This window comes from Providencia sp. PROV061 (assembly GCF_011045655.1).
GTDB classification, from domain to species: Bacteria; Pseudomonadota; Gammaproteobacteria; order Enterobacterales; family Enterobacteriaceae; genus Providencia; species Providencia hangzhouensis.
Genome location: NZ_CP042861.1, coordinates 1,823,491 through 1,843,587 on the forward strand (window position 1 = coordinate 1,823,491; position 20,097 = coordinate 1,843,587).

Genomic DNA, 20,097 nt, shown 5'->3' on the forward strand with positions numbered 1-20,097 from the left:
GTTGTGATAATTTTGTAACTAGTTGATATATAAGCTTTAAAATCAATTGCTGTTATTTTATATTAGAAAGGTAGAACGGTTATCTTTCTACCTTAATTTATAAACTAATGTTATTAATTATGGCGAAACCCACTCTTTATTTAGGATTAAAAATTCAGTATAGAGAGCAGCTTCTTGGCTATTAGGTTCAGGATGATAGTCGTATTCCCAGCGGACAAGTGGTGGCATTGACATTAAAATTGATTCTGTTCGGCCTCCACTTTGTAAGCCAAATAATGTACCTCTGTCCCATACCAAATTGAATTCGACATAACGACCACGACGATATAATTGGAATTGACGCTCTCGTTCACCCCATGAATGATCTTTGCGTTTTTCAACAATCGGCACATAGGCATCTAAAAAGCCATTACCAACGGCTTGAGTGAAGTTAAAACAGGATTCAAAACCCCCTTGGTTAAGGTCATCATAAAATAGCCCACCGACACCACGAGGTTCATTTCTATGCTTCAGGAAAAAGTATTCATCACACCAATTTTTATATTTAGGATAAACATCAGTACCATAAGGGCGGCATAAATCACGAGCAACAGTGTGCCAGTGGATGACATCTTCATGAAAGCCATAAAAAGGGGTTAAATCAAAACCGCCACCAAACCACCAAACAGGCTCGCAACCTTCTTTTTCAGCAATAAAGAAACGGACATTAGCATGGGTTGTCGGAATGTAAGGATTCAGAGGGTGAATGACGAGAGAGACGCCCATTGCTTGATAGCTACGACCAGCAAGTTCAGGGCGATGGGCTGAAGCAGATGCAGGTAATTTTTCTCCTTTAATATGAGAGAAATTAACCCCAGCTTGTTCAAATAATGCCCCTTTGGTTAATACTCGGCTACGACCCCCACCACCTTCAGAGCGTTCCCATGTTTGTTCTAGAAAAGTTTCCTTACCATCTAGCTCAGTGATTTTTTGACAAATAGCCTCTTGCAAGCTTTGCAAATAGGTTTTTACACGTTCAATATCTGGGTAATTCATTGTTTTATAATAGAACCATAGGTAAAAAATAATGGTTAAAGTATACCCTTTTGCTCGAAGAAAGGCATATTGAATATTGATTGTGTGGCAAAAGCAGAGATAATGGCAGAAAGATTAGTTTAAGCAGGCAAATGAGATGGAAATACGAGTCTTTCGACAAAGTGATTATGAAGACGTCCTGACATTATGGGAGCGTTGTTCTCTTAATGAATTTTCAGGGGATCCTGAACTCGATATTGAACGCAAATTACAGTGTGGAGCAGACTTATTTCTAGTGGCTGAAGTTGCCGGGGAAGTCGTTGGCACTATTATGGGGGGGTATGATGGCATTCGTGGTACTGCTGTTTACCTTGCCGTTCACCCTGAATACCGTGGCCGTGGTATTGCGAATGCATTAGTGAGTAGACTAGAAAAAAAACTGATCGCCAGAGGCTGCGGAAGAATCGAGCTGTTAGTGAGTGAAGAATCTGATGCTGCTATCTGTATGTTTGAAAAAATGTTGTATGAAGAAGAACAGCCTGAACGTTTAATTTATTCGAAAAAATTAACGCACGAAATGGATTTTTAAGTTAATTGACTATTTATTTAACTATTCATGGGAATGTTTTGATAAATAGATTGTCACAATATGCATTATGCGACTCATAAAAGAGGATGATATGTCCCAACATGCAAAGTTGAATAGAAATAATGGATTATCGCCGTTGTTGAAGGCTTCTCTAGTCTGTGGAACAGTTCTGTTATCAGGGTGTGCGGGTGTGAAATTCTTTTCGCCATCGACTTGGTTTAGCGGCCCACTGGTGGTTTCTAGCTCAGGACTTGGTCAAGTGACTAGTTTTACACCAATGCAAGCGGATATCATTAAGAAACAACTTGATGACCGCTATACATTACGCAGCGGTATGCAAATGGAAAATGGGGATGTGGTCACAATTTTCCAAGGAATGGATGATAATGAAGTAAAATTAGAAATAGTTGGCCCAGAGCACGGCTATGTATCACGAATTATAGTGAGTGACCCCGATATTGCAACTGAATGGGGGCCGACAGTGGGTACTGAATTTAGTGAAATTTATCAAAAAGCATTCGGTATTTGCGGTCTAGGCGAGCGAGTCAATGACGTTCCAACCATTGAATGTAATTCACCGCAATCAAGTAAAGTGGTTTACCGTTTTACAGGTAAGTGGCAAGGGCCAGAAGATTTAATGCCTTCAGATGATGACCTGAAAACATGGAAAATCTCGCAAATTATTTGGCATAAATAATCTCATTTCGTTAATAATATCGCCAGAACTATTTATACTGGCGATATCTTTCCATTAGTATTTCTTTTTCCTTGTTTTCAAAGAAATTTACCCTTTCTTAAATTTTCTTTCTTATAATAGACCGGAAACCTATATTCCCTTGCGTTAAAACAAGGTGAACATCATAGCGATAAGATAAGATATTAAAATCGCTTATATAAAAAATAGGTTATATAACATATTCATTTTACGAGGTTTACCGTATGTCTCATTCTCAAAGTGGTATTTTGAAAGAACATAGCCGTTTTGGTATTTTTATTGAAGCGCAAGTGCAAGAGGGATCTCTGGATGAAGTTAAGTCTGGATGTAAAAGCTTTGTCGAGGCTTTAACCAAATTACAAGCGCAATATCCAGATGATCGCCTTGGTGCAGTTATCGCGTTTGGCTCTGATATCTGGAAACAGCTCGGTAAGGCAAATACTGCTCCTGAATTGAAACCATTTCGCACTCTGGGTAAAGGGCTTGCTCCCGCCACTCAACGGGATATGTTTATTCATATTCAATCACTGCGCCACGATATTAATTTTTCTTTAGCACAAGCTGCTTTAAAAGCATTTGGTAAATCTATCTCTGTGGTTGAAGAAATTCATGGATTTCGTTGGGTAGATGACAGAGATTTAAGTGGTTTTATTGATGGAACAGAGAACCCGCAAGGGGAAGAAATTGCAGAGGTCACATTAATCGAAGACGGTGAAGATAAAGGCGGAAGCTATGTTTTAGTCCAACGCTATGAACACGATTTACGAAAATGGGATCGTTTTTCGGAACATGAACAAGAAAAAATGATTGGCCGTACGAAAAAAGATAGCGTTGAATTAGATGAAGATGCGCGCAATGTCACCTCTCATGTCTCACGCGTGGTGATAGAAGAAGAGGGTGAAGAGCTTTCAGTTATGCGTCACAGCTTGCCATATGGTACAGCAAGCGGCAAACATGGCTTATTCTTTATCGCTTATTGTGCAAGGTTACACAATATTGAACAGCAGTTACTCAGCATGTTTGGTGAAAAAGACGGCAAATACGATGATTTGCTGCGTATGACGAAAGCCGTTTCGGGGAGTTATTACTATGCTCCGTCGATTGAGACATTGACGTCTCTTTGATCAATAAGTTGCCGCAAGGATGCGGCGATTGATAATTATTTATGTAATCTATTATTTTCAATGTATTAATCGGTTTTTTTTAATTCTTTACGAGCTGCAGCAGCAATAAAACCACTACGGCTACCATATTCAGGATTAACCTTCACTAAAGCATCAATACGATGTAATAAACGATGCGGCAAGGTGATATTAATACGCTCAGTACGGCCATCGTATTTATCCATATCGACATCCACAAATAACCATATCCCATGCGCATATTCAGGTTGTATTGGGTTCAATAGCGTTTGCTGAGATTTCGATAATGGGATCTCAAAGCCTTTTTCACTCAATAATTCAAAATGAGCATCAATTGCTGATTTTGCTTCTGCGTAAGCCTCTTCTATATTGCTGCCCGCGAATGTACATCCTTCAATATCAGGAAACCAGCCACTTGCGCTGCCATCATTATCAATTTCAATAAAGGCGGTATAAAGCATTAGGTTATCTCCATTAAAGATAGCGCTCATGCGTGAACGCTTTTCTTATTTAATGTTTTAGTTTCGCAGCCTTCAAAATGTGATTTAGTGTGCCTATCTTTAAATCTTTTTGTGGATGCGGAACAGTAATTACAATTGAAAAATGTGGGTGGGAAAACTGATGGTGACTTCCTTTTATTCTTTCAAGTTTCCAACCGTTTTTTTGCAGTATGTTTATCAGTTCCGAACTTTGCACGATCCCTCCATTTCGTTAACTGATATACACATAATACACACTCTGAAGAGTGCTTACAATATTTAAAGTGTGTGTTATGTGTATAAAAAAGAGAGAGGGGGAAAATGTTTAAGGTGTCTTTGCTTCGCTAAACTTAAAAATGAAACGCGTTCATATCACTAACTAATTAAAAAATCAGTTAATTTTTCTGCTTATGACGTTCATTTCTTTGTTATTCTAATTTGATATATAAAAAGGTGATTGATAGCTACACAGTTATAACCAAAACATATACAGTGGTTCCAATGTCAGCCATTTGGGTTTAGTTACGAATAGGTGTGGAATGAAAAAATCATTTTTGAAAAAAACAGCACTAGCGAGTTTGGCAACGGTATCATTACTCGGAAGCTCACCATTAGTTGCAGCTGAACTGCTTAATAGCTCTTATGATATTGCCCGTGAATTATTTGTGGCGTTGAACCCTTCATTTGAAAAACAATGGAATGAAGCCCACCCTGACGACAAACTCACAATTAAACAATCACACGCCGGCTCATCAAAGCAAGCTCTGGCTATTTTACAAGGGCTGAAAGCGGATGTGGTGACCTATAACCAAGTCACGGACGTGCAAATTTTGCATGACAAAGGGAATTTGATCCCTGCAGACTGGCAAGCTCGCTTACCAAATAATAGCTCGCCTTATTATTCAACAATGGCGTTTTTAGTTCGTAAAGGAAACCCTAAAGGGATTAAAACGTGGGATGATTTAGTCCGTGAAGATGTTAAATTAATCTTCCCGAACCCAAAAACTTCAGGAAATGGCCGTTATACCTACCTTGCGGCATGGGGCGCTTTTAATCAAGAAAATAAAGATGATAAAGCAAAAACCCGTGAGCAAATGAAACAGTTTCTGAAAAATGTAGAAGTATTTGATACCGGTGGGCGTGGCGCGACGACGTCATTTATTGAACGGGGGCTCGGTGACGTCCTTATTAGTTTTGAATCAGAAGTGAATAATATTCGCTCTCAGTATGGTGAATCAGACTACGAAGTTATTGTACCGCCGGTGGATATCTTAGCGGAGTTTCCCGTCGCTTGGGTCGATAAAAATGTACAAAAAAATGGTACTGAAGATGTCGCTAAAGCTTACTTAAATTATCTCTATAGCCCACAGGCCCAAGAAATCATCACTCAGTACAATTACCGAGTGAATGACAAAGCGGTGATGAGTGCGAATAAGGATAAATTCCCAGAAACTCAGTTGTTTACTGTTGAATCACAATTTGAGAGCTGGCCAAAAGTAATGGACGTTCATTTTGCCACCGGTGGGGAATTTGACCAATTAATGGCTGAAGGGCGCCGTTAATGAATCGTTCAGGAAAGCGTTTTTTGCCAGGCTTTGGGCTAACGCTAGGTAGCAGCCTTTTTTATACCTGCTTGATTTTGCTATTACCCATGAGCGCTTTGGTGATCCAATTATCGGAAATGACATGGCAGCAATATTGGGCTGTCATTAGTTACCCGCAAGTGGTTGCCGCGTACAAAGTGACGTTACTGTCTGCATTAGTCGCAAGTTTGTTTAATGCGGTGTTTGGCATGTTATTAGCGTGGATTTTAACGCGTTATCGCTTTCCTGGGCGTTTGTTTTTAGATGGTTTAGTAGATTTACCCTTTGCATTACCTACTGCGGTAGCGGGGCTGACATTGGCAACCCTGTTTGCAACCTCGGGCTGGTATGGGCAATATCTGCACCAGTTTGATATTAAAGTCGTCAATACTTGGCTGGGAATTGCGGTTGCGATGGCTTTTACCAGTATTCCGTTTGTTGTGCGTACGGTTCAACCTGTGTTGGAAGAGCTAGGCCCTGAATACGAAGAAGCTGCTCAAACCCTAGGTGCGAGCCGTTGGCAAACCTTTCGTCGAGTGATACTACCAGAGCTTTCACCGGCCTTATTAGCCGGAACGGTTTTGTCCTTTACACGGAGTTTAGGCGAGTTTGGTGCCATTATATTTATTGCGGGTAATATTGCGTGGCAAACCGAAGTTGTCTCATTAATGATTTTTAGTCAGCTACAGCAATTTGATTACCCGGCAGCCAGTGCTGTGGCCTCAGTTATTTTAGCGGTTTCATTGTTACTTCTATTTAGTGTTAATTTAGTACAAAGCCGCTTTGGTAAACGGTTGGGGGGCAAGTAATGGCGCAAATTACACCAATTCACACTACTAGCCGTACCCAAATTAACTGGGGGAAATGGCTACTAATTGCGATAGGTTTATTGTTTTCATTTTTACTATTAGTGATTCCAATTGTTTGGATATTTATTACTGCATTTCAAAAAGGGTTAGATGCCGTTTTACTGAATTTGGCAGACCCAGATATGCTACACGCTATTGGTTTAACAGTATTAATTGCTTTAATTACCGTTCCTGTAAATTTAGTTTTTGGCACCATGATGGCGTGGTTAGTGACACGATTTCAATTTCCTGGTCGCCAATTATTACTCACCTTGGTAGATATCCCGTTTGCGGTTTCACCTGTTGTTGCGGGTTTGCTGTACTTACTTTTTTATGGCTCGAACAGCTGGTTTGGTGGGTGGCTTGAAGGTTTTGATATCCAGCTAATGTTTTCATGGCCCGGTATGGCATTGGTGACTATTTTTGTCACTTGCCCATTTGTGGTACGTGAGTTAGTCCCGCTAATGTTAAGTCAGGGTAGCCAAGAAGATGAAGCGGCGGTTTTACTTGGGGCCTCAGGATGGAAGATGTTTTGGCGTGTGACATTACCTAATATCCGCTGGGCATTATTGTATGGCGTGGTTTTAACTAACGCCCGTGCAATCGGTGAATTTGGTGCGGTTTCGGTGGTTTCAGGAGCTATTCGTGGTGAAACATACACCTTGCCATTGCAAGTTGAATTATTGCATCAGGATTATAATACAGTAGGGGCGTTTACGGCCGCAGGGATCTTAGCACTGCTGGCAATTATCACCTTAATACTTAAAAGTGCATTGCAGTGGCATTTAAGTCGCCAGCAATCTGAATCAGGAGTCCATTAATCATGAGTATTGAAATTGAAAAAATCGGTAAGTTATTTGGTAAAACCCAAGTACTCAGCGATATTTCACTGGATATTGCATCGGGTGAAATGGTTGCCTTATTAGGGCCTTCCGGTTCAGGAAAAACAACCTTATTGCGGATTATTGCTGGGCTTGAACAACAAAGTCAGGGGTTATTGCGCTTTCATGGTCACGATGTTAGTAAAATCCATGCGAAAGATAGGCATGTTGGCTTTGTATTTCAACACTATGCACTATTTCGCCACATGACAGTGTTTGATAATGTGGCATTTGGTTTAACGGTTTTACCCAGAAAGCAGCGCCCATCAGCTCAGGCTATTAAAGATAAAGTAACAAAATTGCTGGAAATGGTTCAACTCGCCCATCTGGCTTCACGTTACCCCGCACAACTTTCAGGGGGGCAAAAACAGCGTGTGGCACTGGCAAGAGCTTTAGCCGTTGATCCACAAATTTTATTATTAGATGAACCTTTTGGTGCGCTTGACGCACAAGTGCGTATTGAATTACGCCGTTGGTTACGTCAATTACATGATGAATTAAAATTTACCAGTGTTTTTGTGACTCATGACCAAGAAGAAGCCATGGAAGTTGCAGACCGAGTGGTGGTGATGAGCCAAGGTCATATTGAGCAAGTTGGCACACCGAGCGATATTTGGCAGCGACCAGAAACCCGTTTTGTGCTTGAATTTATGGGGGAAGTGAACCAAATTTCTGCCCACATCAAAGGTTCAACATTAAATATAGATGGCTATGAATTCCCCCTTAACCATACCAGTGTTCAACAAGGTGAAGTCGACGTATTTTTACGTCCTTGGGATATCTCATTACAAGCTGAAGTGGATGAACAGCACCGTTTACCTGTTAGAATTACAGAATCGGGGCCAAGAGGGCATTTTTGGCAATTAACCGTTCAACCATTAGGTTGGGGGAAAGAGCCTTTGTCAGTGATTTGGCAGTCCGAAAAAATGATACCAACGCGAGGTGAACGTTACTTTTTAGGTAGCCAGCAGGCAAAGATCTATCAAGGAGATCAGGCGTTAATTTTCCCACAACTTGCTGAAAGTGCATGAATATAAAACTCAATAACTTATAACACTAATAAATATATTATTGGTGTTATCTTTTCTATTACTTTCTAGGTATATGACCGATGATTAGACTTTATATTAAAAATATTTAGTCTATTTCCCCTTATGATTAAATCCACCATAACCAATTGATATAAAAGATTTATTTATCATATTTTTATATGAAATATAACTGGTAATTCTATAAACTTATTGTAATATAATATATCAATTAGCTATATCAGAAATAGTAATTAAGATAATCTATTTTTCTAATATTAATGTGAAGAGATTTCAATTTTCACATATCAATATTGGGGTAATATCTTATCTCTATTCTTTCTTATTTATATATAAAAATTATAAGGATGGTAAAGTGTCGGCTCTGGAACAATTTATCGGTAATACCCCATTAGTAAAGCTTCAGCGTTTAACACAAGGGATTGAAGCTGAAATTTGGGTGAAACTTGAAGGTAATAACCCCGCAGGTTCAGTGAAAGATCGCGCGGCATTTTCAATGATTAATGAAGCGCAATTACGGGGTGAAATTAAACCAGGTGATACGCTAATTGAAGCAACTAGTGGAAATACAGGTATTGCGCTCGCGATGATAGCCGCAGTAAAAGGCTACAAACTGAAATTACTCATGCCAGATAACATGAGCAAAGAGCGGCAAGCTTCAATGCAAGCCTATGGTGCAGAACTCATTTTAGTGAGTACGGCTGTTGGTATGGAAGGTGCCCGCGATTTGGCTAAGGAAATGGAACAAAGAGGTGAGGGGAAAGTTTTAGACCAATTTAACAACCCTGATAACCCATTAGCTCATTTTAAAACAACAGGCCCTGAAATATGGCAGCAAACTAATGGTCGCATTACCCATTTTGTATCGAGTATGGGAACCACGGGGACCATTACCGGGGTAAGTCGCTATTTAAAATCCCAGTCAGATGATGTCCATATTGTTGGGTTACAACCTGCGGAAAAAAGCCAAATTCCGGGTATTAGGCGTTGGTCACCAGGTTACTTACCCTGTATTTTTGATGGCTCATTAGTTGATAGTGTACTGGATATAAACCAGCAAGAAGCTGAAGAGACTATGAGAGCTTTAGCTAAAGTTGAAGGTATCTTTTGTGGAGTGAGCTCGGGTGGGGCGGTTGCTGGTGCGTTAAAAGTGGCGAAAGCTAACCCTGGAGCGGTTGTTGTGGCAGTAATTTGTGACCGAGGAGACCGTTATTTATCAACAGGTGTATTTAATGAGTGAGATAATTTAATGGCAAGTCTGTGCTCAATAAAAAATCCCCACAAATGAAAAACCATCAGGCAAGGCCTGATGGTTTTAACTAAATATTGGCAGTTAAGTTATTTCTTAATACGCATGATGACAGTTTCACCGACTGTCACTGAGCCTGTCAGTTTGTTTAGTTCTTTGATTTCGTCCATATTAGAAATGACAACTGGCGTTAGAACAGATTTTGCTTTCTCTTCTAACAGCGCTAAATCAAACTCGATGATTAAGTCGCCTTTCTTCACAGTTTGGCCTTCTTCAGCGATGCGTTTAAAGCCTTCACCTTTAAGTTCAACGGTATCAATACCGAAGTGAACAAATAGTTCTATACCATCATCTGATTCAATAGAAAACGCATGGTTAGTTTCAAATATTTTACCAATTGTACCGTCTACAGGGGCAACGATTTTGTTACCCGCGGGTTTAATCGCAATACCATCACCAACAATTTTTTCTGCGAACACAACGTCTGGAACATCTTCAATATTGACAATCTCACCCGATAAAGGTGCGATAATTTCAATACTGCCACTGCTACTTTTGTCTTCCGAAACGAGTGATTTCAGTTTGTCAAACAGACCCATGGACCTTCTCCTAATCGTTTTATATGGGACCGAACTAATGTGCTGTTCTTAGCATAACGTTTTTTCTTGGATAAAGGTATCTACAAGTTTCATCAATTCATCCGCTGTGGGTTGAGCAAGTGCTTGTTCAGCCAAAGCTTGGGTATCAGTAAAGCTCGCATTGCGAATTAACTTTTTGATACGCGGAATTGAAATCGCGCTCATACTAAATTCATCCAGCCCCATGCCAAGTAGCAATAAGGTTGCACGCTCATCTCCAGCTAACTCCCCACACATCCCAGTCCATTTACCTTCAGCGTGTGATGCATCGATCACTTGCTTAATTAAGTTTAGGACAGCAGGTGACATCGGGTTGTAAAGATGAGAAATCAGTTCATTACCACGGTCGACCGCTAAAGTGTATTGAGTGAGATCGTTCGTCCCAATACTAAAGAAATCAACTTCTTTTGCCAAGTGGCGAGCAATAACAGCTGCGGCTGGTGTTTCAACCATCACACCGACTTCAATTGACTCGTCAAAAGCTTTACCTTCTTCACGTAACTGAGCTTTAAGCATTTCTAGCTCTGCTTTTAGTTCACGAACTTCTTCAACGGAAATAACCATTGGGAACATAATACGCAGTTTACCAAATTTAGAGGCTCTTAAAATAGCTCTTAATTGTGAGTGTAAGATTTCTTTGCGATCAAGACAAATACGAATTGCACGCCAGCCGAGAAATGGGTTCTCTTCTTTTGGTAAATTCATATATGGCAGGTCTTTATCACCGCCGATATCCATTGTACGGACAATAACGGCTTGGCTGCCCATTGCTTCTGCAACGGCTTTATAAGCTTGAAACTGTTCTTCTTCGGTAGGAAGAGAGTCTCTATCCATGAATAAAAACTCAGTACGATAGAGCCCAACGCCTTCTGCGCCATTGCGCTCTGCACCAGCGACATCACGTACAGTACCGATATTCGCACAAACTTCAACTTGATGACCATCAAGGGTGATGGCAGGCAAATCTTTTAATTTTGCGAGCTCTTCTTTTTCTTGTAGATATTCATCACGGAAAGCTTTCAGTTTGTCGATTTCGGCTTCAGATGGGTTCAAGTGGATGGTGTTGTTGACACCATCTAATACAATGAAATCGCCATTTTTAATTTTGCTGGTGGCATCACTAGTTCCAACAATGGCAGGTAACTCAAGAGAACGCGCCATAATTGAGGTATGTGATGTACGGCCACCTAAATCAGTAATAAACCCTAATACTTTATCTAAATTTAGCTGTGCGGTTTCTGAAGGGGTTAAATCCGCAGCCACTAAAATAACTTCTTCGCTGATTGCACTTAAATCAACGATAGGAATATTTAAGATGTTTTTTAATAGACGTTTGCCAATATCACGCACGTCAGCGGCACGTTCTTTAAGATATTCATCATCAAGGGATTCAAGCGCTTGAGCTTGATCTTCAATAACGGAATACGCAGCGGCATCTGCCGTTTTTTTATCGCCTTTGATTAAAGAGACAATTTCTTGTTCCAGCTCTTCATCTTCTAGCAGCATGATATGACCTTCAAAAATCTCAGCTTTTTCGGCTCCAAGATTTTTTTCGGCTTTCTCTTTAATCAAATTGAGTTGTTCGGCTGATTTGTTACGACCCTCAATAAAGCGAGCAATTTCTTTATCAACCTGATCGTCAGCAATTTTTTTTGTGCTAACAACGATAGGATCTTCTTTGAGGATTAAAGCCTGACCAAAAGCAAAACCCGGGGATACTAAAATTCCTGAAATCATAATATTACCTTACTGCTGCTAGTGCTGGGAGTTCTGATGTTGCAGAGACGACAATGAATATAGCCGATTATACAAATGTCCCCGAATGACATCACTCAGGGACATTGAATGAAATCAGTAAATGCTATTTTCGTAAGAAATTATTCTAATTCGCCCATCAGTTTAACTAAATGCTCAACGGCTTCTTTTTCGTCTTCACCTTCAGCAGAAATTGTCACAACGGTGCCTTGTGTTAGACCTAAGGTTTGTAATTTAAACAAACTTTTTGCGCTAGCGGATTTGCCGCCAGAAATTAAAGAAATATCGGAAGAGAATGCTTTTGCTTCTTTTACGAATTGAGCTGCAGGACGAGTATGTAGACCATTTGGTGCCGTAATAGTAACTTCTTGCTGAAACATAGTATTTCCTCAATAACTTTCGTTTTTTTAATTACCCAGCCAATTGTAGATGAAATAGACTAGGTTTGCGTATAAGTTAGATTATTAACTTGAAAAAAGGTTTCCTACTTTGTGCGGTATCAACCCTTTTTCTGTTTTTCTTGCGAACTCGATACTTTTTTCTCATTGGCAAATTATTTTACTCGCCCTAGAGGTTGGCTAAAAAGTGATTAATTTCGAGGTGCAAAATAATTACTATGTTTAATACTAAACCCCGAATTATAAATCATCTCCATCCGTGCTAAAGTTTGATCTATGCCACAAAAAAAGCACCATTTAGGTGCTTTTTTAACGATATTGTAACGAAGTTATGCTACTCAGCCGAGATGTCAGCAAACAGGGCTGTAGACAAATAACGCTCACCTGAAGAAGGTAAAATAACGACGATATTTTTACCTTTATAGGCAGGGTCTGCGGCAATTTTAGTGGCAGCAGCAATAGCAGCGCCTGATGAGATACCCGCAAGAATACCTTCTTTTTCCATCAGCTCACGAGCCGTTTTGATGGCTTCGTCATCGCTGATTTGAATGACCTTATCGAGTAATTTTAAATCTAAGTTACCCGGAATAAAACCAGCGCCGATCCCTTGTATTTTGTGAGGGCCCGGTTTAATTTCTTCGCCCGCTAAAGCTTGGGTAATAACAGGGGATGTTTCTGGTTCAACAGCCACGATAGTCACATCTTTGCCTTTGGTGTTTTTCAGGTATTTTGCAATCCCTGTAATCGTCCCGCCCGTACCAACACCTGCGACTACAACATCGACATTGCCGTCAGTATCTTCCCAAATTTCAGGCCCAGTGGTTTTTTCATGGATTTCAGGGTTTGCTGGGTTATTAAACTGTTGAAGTAATAAGTATTTTTTAGGGTTGCTATTCACTATTTCTTCAGCTTTAGCTATTGCACCTTTCATGCCTTTTGCCCCCTCAGTTAAAACGAGGTTGGCACCTAATGCTTTGAGTAGTTTACGGCGCTCAATACTCATGGTTTCAGGCATGGTTAACGTCAATTTATAACCTCTCGCCGCAGCGACATAGGCTAAAGCGATACCCGTATTTCCACTAGTTGGTTCAACTAATTCTTTGTCTTTGTTTAGGATACCTTTTTTCTCTGCATCCCAAATCATGTTAGCACCAATACGGCACTTAACACTGAAGCTTGGGTTGCGAGATTCCACTTTTGCTAAAATATTGCCATCACCAAAATGTTTTAGGCGAACAAGTGGGGTGTGGCCAATAGTCAACGAGTTATCATCATAAATTTTGCTCATGGGATATCCTTAAAAATCGGTTAGCCAGTAATGTAATCGGTATTAATTAAAAATAATGAGATGGATTCAACATACGTTAAGAACAAATTAATGCAAATATGATTTGAGTATAAGCTTATAACGAAATGTTATTTTAGATCTAATAGTTCTAAGGAATAATTATAGTGTAACAATAATAAGTAAATAAAAGAGCGCAGGCGATAAACCTGCGCAATGATTTAATAGATTAGTAGCGTGCGTAACGCTCACGATACCTGTCAACCCACATCAATGTTGCACCACAAACTGCAACAGGCATGATCACTAAGTTGACAAAAGGCACCATCATTAACAAGCTAATGACGCCACCAAATTGAACGTTTCTCATCCGCTCTTTGGCAAGCGCCTGCTTCATTTCGTTAAAGCCAACACGGTGGTTATCAAACGGGTAATCGCAATATTGGATTGACATCATCCAAGCACCAAATAAAAACCACAGTACGGGGGCGACTGTTTGGCCAATACCGGGTATGAAAAATAGGATTAATAACCCAATAGCGCGAGGTAAGTAGTAACCGATTCGGACAAACTCGCGCTTTATCATACGAGGAACATCTTTTAATAACTCAGCAACACCAGTATCTGGTGATGGTTTACCCGTTAACTCGGCTTCGAGTTTTTCTGATAACCAACCGTTAAAAGGAGCAGCGATTATATTAGCAACCGTACTAAAAAAATAGGTAAACACGAGCAAAATAGAGATAACAGCGATTGGCCAAATAACATAATCGAGCCATTGTAGCCAGTCAGGAACGTAACTCATCACTTGGGCTATCCAGCCGCCAAGCTTTGTATATAACCACCAAAATGCGCCGCCTAAGAATAAAATATTGGCTAATAGGGGCAAAATAACAAAACGTTTAATACCGGGCCGAGTGATTAATCTCCAGCCTTGTGTAAAATAATAAAAACCAGAATGGTCTTTTTGTGTCGAAAATGTCGATTGGGTCATACTTCTTGTTCTCTCCTTTTCGGTTGACCATGTATCATATAGATATGAAATTAGGCTGACTAGCCATTATTCGCTTAAAAAAGCAGCAAATGAAAGCGGAATATTCTCTTTCTTGTAAGAAAATCGTTCTGGGGGTTGCACTTAGAGCAATTGAGAAATAATCTTAAGGAAGTTTCCGCCGTGTTGGCATTATCATTCATCAACTAGAGATAGCAGCGATGCAGGATTTGCGTCTGATATTAGTGGTCGTAGGTGCGATAGCGATTGTCGCTTTATTACTGCATGGTTTATGGACCAGCCGTAAAGAGCGCTCAAAGTTATTTCGCGACAGACCCGTAAAACGTAGAAAAAACGATATGCAGGAGAATTCATCAGAATATGATGATTCTGCATTATTTACTGAAAATCAACCGACTCAGCAGGCGCCTGTTCATCCCGCTGCGACTGAGCCTGTATATCCGGTAAAAAATGAGTCTCCAGTTGAGCCTAATATACAGCCAAAAGCATCGGTTGAACCTGACATTATTATGAACAAGGAGCCTGAGGCTAAATCGCCGGTTCATAATGAGCCTACGATGCATCAACGTACTGAACCCGTTCATGTACCCGAACAACTCACCATTAATATGAGTGAGGAAGTGATTGTTGAGCCAGCCACTGAAACTGTCGCTGAACCACATATTGATTCAACCAAATTGAGAGAAGAGCCTCAGCCGAGCACCTATGAACAAGAGACGCAGCATATTGAGAAGAAAGCTGAGCCGCAGGAAGATTCTGCTACAACAAGTAGCAAGGAGACAGTTCTGGTACTTCACGTAGCCGCTTTGCAAGGGCAGGAACTTCAAGGTGAGTTATTACTGCAAAGTATTTTACAAGCCGGTTTCCAATTCGGGGAAATGAAAATATTCCATCGCCATGTGAACCCGTCTGGTACGGGGCCTGTTTTGTTTAGCTTAGCCAACATGGTGAAGCCTGGCTCATTCGACCCAGAGACAATGGCTGATTTTACCACCCCAGGGGTTTCCATGTTTATGATGGTCCCGTCTTACGGTGATGCAGGGCAAAACTTCAAATTGATGTTGCAAGCTGCTCAACGTATCGCATCAGATGCGGGAGGGGTTGTTCTTGATGACGAACGCAAAATGCTGACACCTCAAAAAATAGAGGTGTATCATGCTCGAATTAGAAACACATTAAGTTAAATAAACGTTGAACAAAACCCCCATTAATTGGGGGTTTTTTATCTGTATGAGTGAATCATGACTACCAAACAAGAAATAGACGAATTAAAAAAACAGTTACGTCATCATGAATATCAATACCATGTATTAGATGCCCCCGAAATTCCAGACGTAGAATATGACAAGTTAATGCAACGTCTAAAAGAGATAGAGGCACAGCATCCTGAACTTGTCACGAGTGATTCACCGACTCAACGTGTTGGTGCCGCACCATTGGCTGCGTTTGATACCGTACGCCATGAAATACCTATGTTATCCCTAGATAATGTTTTTGATGAAGAAAGTTACCTTGCGTTTGATAAGCGGGTAAGAGATCGTTTGAAAAATCATCAAGAACTGACTTTCTGTTGTGAGCTCAAGCTCGATGGGTTAGCGGTAAGTTTGTTGTATGAAAATGGTGAATTAGTACAAGCGGCGACTCGTGGTGATGGGACCGTAGGTGAGAATATTACCGCGAATGTACGAACCATACGCGCTATCCCATTGCGTTTAAGGGGAAGCAATATTCCTGATCGCGTTGAGATCCGTGGCGAAGTCTTCATGCCCCAAAAAGGTTTTGAAGCACTCAATGAGCAGGCACGTAAAACGGATGGCAAAGTCTTTGCAAACCCGCGTAATGCGGCTGCGGGTTCGTTACGTCAATTAGACCCACGTATTACCGCTAAAAGGCCACTCACTTTTTATTGTTATGGTGTTGGGCTTGTGGAAGGTGGCTCGTTACCGGACACACATTATGACCGTTTGATGCAATTTAAAGCATGGGGTTTACCGGTTAGTGATTATGTTCAATTACGTGTTGGTCATCAGGCCGTATTAAATTTTTACCATGAAATTGAGCAAGTTCGACCTGACCTTGGCTTTGATATCGATGGGGTAGTCATTAAAGTTAACTCAATCGCGATTCAAGAAGAATTAGGTTTTGTTTCTCGAGCACCTCGCTGGGCGACAGCGTTTAAATTCCCAGCTCAAGAACAAGTCACATTATTAAAAGATGTTGAATTTCAAGTTGGGCGTACAGGTGCTATCACGCCTGTGGCGCGTTTAGAACCCGTGCAAGTCGCAGGTGTGGTGGTCAGTAATGCGACGTTACACAATGCAGATGAAATTGAACGCCTTGGCGTGCATATCGGTGATACGGTCATTATTCGTCGAGCAGGGGATGTTATTCCACAAATCGTCAGTGTTGTGGTTGACAAGCGACCAACAGATAGCCGTGAAATTATCTTCCCGACCCATTGCCCTGTATGTGGTTCTGATATCGAACGAGTTGAAGGTGAAGCGGTGGCACGCTGTACAGGTGGGCTTATTTGTGGGGCACAACGCAAAGAAGCACTGAAACATTTTGTCTCACGCCGAGCAATGGATGTGGATGGCATGGGCGATAAAATTATCGACCAATTAGTTGAAAAAGAGTATGTCAAAACCCCAGCGGATTTGTACCAATTAAGTGCAGGTATTTTAACTGGCCTCGATAGAATGGGGCCGAAGTCGGCACAGAATCTGGTTGATGCACTCAATAAGTCTAAGCAAACAACATTGGCTCGCTTTATTTATGCCCTTGGAATTCGTGAGGTTGGCGAAGCAACGGCGGCAAACTTAGCAGCGCATTACACCACACTTGAGGCTGTGATGGCGGCGGATGAAGAGTCACTAAAAACCGTTCAAGATATTGGTCATGTAGTTGCGAAACATGTGGTCAATTTTTTCCGTGAACCTCATAACCAAGCGGTGATTGAAGATTTACTGACGAAGGCAAATATTCATTGGCCTGAAGTAAAAGTCGTTAATAGTGCAGAAATCGATAGCCCATTTGCAGGTAAAACAGTGGTGCTAACAGGGTCAATGAGCGTATTGACGCGTGATGAAGCCAAAGACAAGTTAGTGGCTTTAGGTGCAAAAGTCTCAGGAAGCGTCTCGAAGAAAACAGATTTGGTCATTGCAGGTGAGGCCGCTGGTTCTAAATTAGCCAAAGCAAATGAACTTGGCATACGCGTTATTGATGAAAATGAATTGGTTCGTTTGCTGAATATTTAATAGTGAACTATATTCAATTTGACTTAGTTGCCTACGATCTCTGTAGGCAACAATTTTATACGCAGGTTGTTGTAAGTCTTAACTTAAATTCTCAGTAAAATTTCTGTGCAAAAAAAGCGAATGCTAGGAATTGTTATAGTTGAAACGTGATCCCCTTCTTCTTTTTGCAAAATACACCTAGTAAGCTTTCATATTAATGTGACCTCTGTCTCATTTAAATGTTGTCTATTACATAGAATATGCACATAGACTGATTCTTAAATTTGTTGGAGTCGCATATGACCTCGATCCTGCATTTCGTTTTATCTTTAGTAGTAATTGCCGCTCTTGCCATTTTAGCCAGTAGTAACCGTAGAGGGATCCGTCCTCGCTATGTTGTTCAACTACTGGTTATTCAAATTGCATTAGCTTATTTGTTCTTAAAATCGAATATTGGCGAATCTTTTGTTCTTGGTGTGGCAGGGGTATTTACTCACTTGCTAGGCTATGCAGCAGAAGGGACTAAATTTATTTTTGGTGGCATGATTGAAGGGAACTTAGCGTTCTTCTTCTTACAAGTGTTATGCCCAATCATCTTTATTTCTGCGTTGATCGGGATCTTACAGCACATCAAAATTCTTCCTATCGTGATCCGTATTATCGGTACCGTGTTATCGAAAGTGAATGGTATGGGTAAGTTAGAGTCTTTTAACGCAGTCAGTTCATTGTTACTGGGTCAGTCAGAAAACTTTATTGCGTATAAAGACCAATTGAACCGGATGTCAGACCGCAGAATGTACACCATGGCGGCAACTGCCATGTCAACGGTATCTATGTCTATCGTTGGGGCATACATGACCATGTTAGAGCCGCGTTTTGTGGTCGCTGCATTGGTTCTAAATATGTTTGGTACTTTCGTCGTACTATCACTGATTAACCCGTATCCACCTGAAGGTGAAGAAGATATTCAAATGAGCAACCTGCACGAAGGGCAAAGCTTCTTTGAAATGTTAGGTGAATATATTCTTGCAGGGTTTAAAGTAGCGATTATCGTTTCAGCGATGTTGATTGGTTTTATTGCCCTCATTGCGATGATTAACGGTATTTTCTCAGCTGTATTCGGTATCGACTTCCAAACCATGTTAGGTTACGTATTCTATCCATTTGCATGGATGCTCGGCATTCCTGCCGATGAAGCCTTACAGGTTGGCGGAATTATGGCAGTGAAAATGGTAACGAATGAATTCGTTGCGATGGATGGCTTACAAGCGATTGCTGGTGGGTTATCTGAGCGTTCTGTTGGTATCTTGTCCGTATTCTTAGTTTCTTTCGCTAACTTCTCATCCATCGGTATTATTGCAGGTGCGATTAAAGGTTTAGATGAGAAACAAGGTAATACCGTGGCTCGCTTCGGTTTAAAATTACTGTACGGTTCAACCTTAGTTAGTTTCTTATCCGCAGCGGTTGTTGGGTTAGTTTTGTAATCCACTAAAACATGTTAGATTAAGAAACGGCGTTCAAATGAGCGCCGTTTTTTATGCTTTGATACGAAAGAGAAATAACAATGGAAAAACAAGATCTCATTGATATGGCCAATACGTATATGCCATTTGGTAAATATAAAGGCTGTGTCTTAATTGATTTACCCGAAGAATATTTATTATGGTTCTATAAGAAAGGAGAGTTCCCTGCTGGACGTTTAGGGCAGTTAATGGAGATGACCCTAGGACTAAAAATAGAAGGCTTAGAAGGGCTGGTAAAGCCTTTAAAACGGGGTTAATCGTGGCCTAGTGCGTGAGTAATTTTCTGACTTAAAGTAATAAATAGTTTTTGTTCTTGGGGGGTTAATGCTGCTTTGACCTTAGCTGCATTTTCAGCACGCCCTGTAGCTGCACGCTGCAAAAAATGATGCCCTTTGTCGGTTAAACGGGTGATCAGTTCCCGTCTATCTTCTTCAGATTGATATTGCTCGACAAATTCATAAGATTTCAGAACTCGAAGAAATTTCGATAAATTTTGGCGAGAGAGGCCAAGTGATTGGCTTAACTGGCTTGGTGTTAAATCCCCTTTTAATCTCAATATCTCTAGCACATCATATTGACCCCAAGTTATTTGCTCAGGGGTAAAGCTAACTCTGCGCGCAACTAGCGTACATTGCAGCAGGGAAAGCGCATCTTCAAGAGAATTTGGCATCATGAAAACTCCGTAACATTCAATCTATTGA

21 protein-coding genes are annotated in these 20,097 nt (G+C 40.7%); 12 read left to right on the forward strand and 9 right to left on the reverse strand.

All coding sequences use genetic code 11. The features are described from left to right. Nucleotides 1-117: 117 nt before the first annotated feature. Nucleotides 118-1,035, reverse strand: a complete 918-nt coding sequence (hemF, locus tag FVA72_RS08190) for an oxygen-dependent coproporphyrinogen oxidase (RefSeq protein ID WP_004264888.1) — start codon at nt 1,033-1,035, stop codon at nt 118-120. 136 nt (nt 1,036-1,171) lie between these two features. On the opposite strand from hemF, the gene FVA72_RS08195 reads away from it, so the two are divergent. From FVA72_RS08195 to FVA72_RS08205, 3 genes are all read left to right on the forward strand, one after another. Next, nucleotides 1,172-1,603: a GNAT family acetyltransferase gene (locus tag FVA72_RS08195; protein ID WP_110591954.1), complete on the forward strand. Its 432-nt coding sequence runs from the start codon at nt 1,172-1,174 to the stop codon at nt 1,601-1,603. 91 nt (nt 1,604-1,694) lie between these two features. After that, the gene (locus tag FVA72_RS08200; RefSeq protein ID WP_110591953.1) at nt 1,695-2,300 is read left to right on the forward strand and encodes an RpoE-regulated lipoprotein; all 606 of its coding nucleotides are present in this window, start codon (nt 1,695-1,697) and stop codon (nt 2,298-2,300) included. A gap of 242 nt (nt 2,301-2,542) precedes the next feature. After that, nucleotides 2,543-3,442, forward strand: coding sequence for a Dyp-type peroxidase (locus FVA72_RS08205; protein ID WP_094961722.1), 900 nt, complete (start codon nt 2,543-2,545; stop codon nt 3,440-3,442). A 65-nt stretch (nt 3,443-3,507) separates the two neighbouring features. Here FVA72_RS08205 and FVA72_RS08210 read toward each other — a convergent pair whose 3' ends face one another. Both FVA72_RS08210 and FVA72_RS08215 read right to left on the reverse strand, forming a co-directional pair. Then, nucleotides 3,508-3,921, reverse strand: a complete 414-nt coding sequence (locus tag FVA72_RS08210) for a type II toxin-antitoxin system HicB family antitoxin (protein ID WP_094961723.1) — start codon at nt 3,919-3,921, stop codon at nt 3,508-3,510. A gap of 49 nt (nt 3,922-3,970) precedes the next feature. Beyond that, nucleotides 3,971-4,156 carry a type II toxin-antitoxin system HicA family toxin gene (locus tag FVA72_RS08215; RefSeq protein WP_094961724.1) on the reverse strand — a complete coding sequence of 62 codons (186 nt, stop codon included), beginning with the start codon at nt 4,154-4,156 and terminating at the stop codon, nt 3,971-3,973. A gap of 322 nt (nt 4,157-4,478) precedes the next feature. Between FVA72_RS08215 and FVA72_RS08220 the strand changes: the two genes are divergently transcribed. The 5 genes from FVA72_RS08220 to cysM all read left to right on the forward strand — a co-directional run bounded on the left by FVA72_RS08220 (nt 4,479) and on the right by cysM (nt 9,540). Further along, complete coding sequence (locus tag FVA72_RS08220; protein ID WP_094961725.1) at nt 4,479-5,501, forward strand: sulfate ABC transporter substrate-binding protein; 1,023 nt, start codon at nt 4,479-4,481, stop codon at nt 5,499-5,501. After that, entirely contained in the window at nt 5,501-6,331 is an 831-nt protein-coding gene (cysT, locus tag FVA72_RS08225; RefSeq protein WP_004264883.1) for a sulfate/thiosulfate ABC transporter permease CysT, read from the forward strand. Before FVA72_RS08220 ends, cysT begins: the two co-directional genes overlap by 1 nt. Continuing rightward, nucleotides 6,331-7,191, forward strand: coding sequence for a sulfate/thiosulfate ABC transporter permease CysW (cysW, locus tag FVA72_RS08230; protein ID WP_004264881.1), 861 nt, complete (start codon nt 6,331-6,333; stop codon nt 7,189-7,191). The genes cysT and cysW overlap by 1 nt, the downstream gene beginning before the upstream one ends. Nucleotides 7,192-7,193: 2 nt before the next feature. Beyond that, on the forward strand, nt 7,194-8,282 hold the full coding sequence (cysA, locus tag FVA72_RS08235; protein ID WP_110591952.1) for a sulfate/thiosulfate ABC transporter ATP-binding protein CysA: 1,089 nt from the start codon (nt 7,194-7,196) through the stop codon (nt 8,280-8,282). A 373-nt stretch (nt 8,283-8,655) separates the two neighbouring features. Beyond that, nucleotides 8,656-9,540, forward strand: coding sequence for a cysteine synthase CysM (cysM, locus tag FVA72_RS08240; RefSeq protein ID WP_110591951.1), 885 nt, complete (start codon nt 8,656-8,658; stop codon nt 9,538-9,540). Between the two features lie 98 nt (nt 9,541-9,638). On the opposite strand, the gene crr is transcribed toward cysM, so the two are convergent. The 5 genes from crr to cysZ form a co-directional block, all read right to left on the reverse strand. Then, entirely contained in the window at nt 9,639-10,148 is a 510-nt protein-coding gene (gene crr, locus FVA72_RS08245; protein ID WP_004264878.1) for a PTS glucose transporter subunit IIA, read from the reverse strand. A gap of 48 nt (nt 10,149-10,196) precedes the next feature. Further along, nucleotides 10,197-11,924 (reverse strand): phosphoenolpyruvate-protein phosphotransferase PtsI, encoded by a 1,728-nt coding sequence (gene ptsI / locus FVA72_RS08250; RefSeq protein ID WP_004264877.1) that lies wholly within the window; start codon nt 11,922-11,924, stop codon nt 10,197-10,199. A 140-nt stretch (nt 11,925-12,064) separates the two neighbouring features. Continuing rightward, nucleotides 12,065-12,322, reverse strand: coding sequence for a phosphocarrier protein Hpr (gene ptsH / locus FVA72_RS08255; RefSeq protein ID WP_004264876.1), 258 nt, complete (start codon nt 12,320-12,322; stop codon nt 12,065-12,067). A gap of 352 nt (nt 12,323-12,674) precedes the next feature. Continuing rightward, nucleotides 12,675-13,628, reverse strand: a complete 954-nt coding sequence (gene cysK, locus FVA72_RS08260; RefSeq protein ID WP_110591950.1) for a cysteine synthase A — start codon at nt 13,626-13,628, stop codon at nt 12,675-12,677. Nucleotides 13,629-13,854: 226 nt separating this feature from the next. Further along, nucleotides 13,855-14,619, reverse strand: coding sequence for a sulfate transporter CysZ (gene cysZ, locus FVA72_RS08265; protein WP_004264874.1), 765 nt, complete (start codon nt 14,617-14,619; stop codon nt 13,855-13,857). Between the two features lie 218 nt (nt 14,620-14,837). Here cysZ and zipA point away from each other — a divergent pair, with 218 nt between their 5' ends. The 4 genes from zipA to FVA72_RS08285 all read left to right on the forward strand — a co-directional run bounded on the left by zipA (nt 14,838) and on the right by FVA72_RS08285 (nt 19,653). Then, complete coding sequence (gene zipA / locus FVA72_RS08270; RefSeq protein ID WP_110591949.1) at nt 14,838-15,821, forward strand: cell division protein ZipA; 984 nt, start codon at nt 14,838-14,840, stop codon at nt 15,819-15,821. A 57-nt stretch (nt 15,822-15,878) separates the two neighbouring features. After that, nucleotides 15,879-17,894 carry an NAD-dependent DNA ligase LigA gene (gene ligA, locus FVA72_RS08275; protein ID WP_110591948.1) on the forward strand — a complete coding sequence of 672 codons (2,016 nt, stop codon included), beginning with the start codon at nt 15,879-15,881 and terminating at the stop codon, nt 17,892-17,894. A 278-nt stretch (nt 17,895-18,172) separates the two neighbouring features. Then, a complete protein-coding gene (locus FVA72_RS08280; RefSeq protein ID WP_102137575.1) occupies nt 18,173-19,357 on the forward strand; it encodes a NupC/NupG family nucleoside CNT transporter in 1,185 nt (394 codons plus the stop codon). 80 nt (nt 19,358-19,437) lie between these two features. Continuing rightward, nucleotides 19,438-19,653: a DUF3820 family protein gene (locus FVA72_RS08285; RefSeq protein WP_004912576.1), complete on the forward strand. Its 216-nt coding sequence runs from the start codon at nt 19,438-19,440 to the stop codon at nt 19,651-19,653. Here the strand turns inward: FVA72_RS08285 and FVA72_RS08290 are convergent. Further along, on the reverse strand, nt 19,650-20,069 hold the full coding sequence (locus FVA72_RS08290) for a MarR family winged helix-turn-helix transcriptional regulator (RefSeq protein ID WP_004264867.1): 420 nt from the start codon (nt 20,067-20,069) through the stop codon (nt 19,650-19,652). The genes FVA72_RS08285 and FVA72_RS08290 overlap by 4 nt on opposite strands. Between the last annotated feature and the right edge of the window lie 28 nt (nt 20,070-20,097).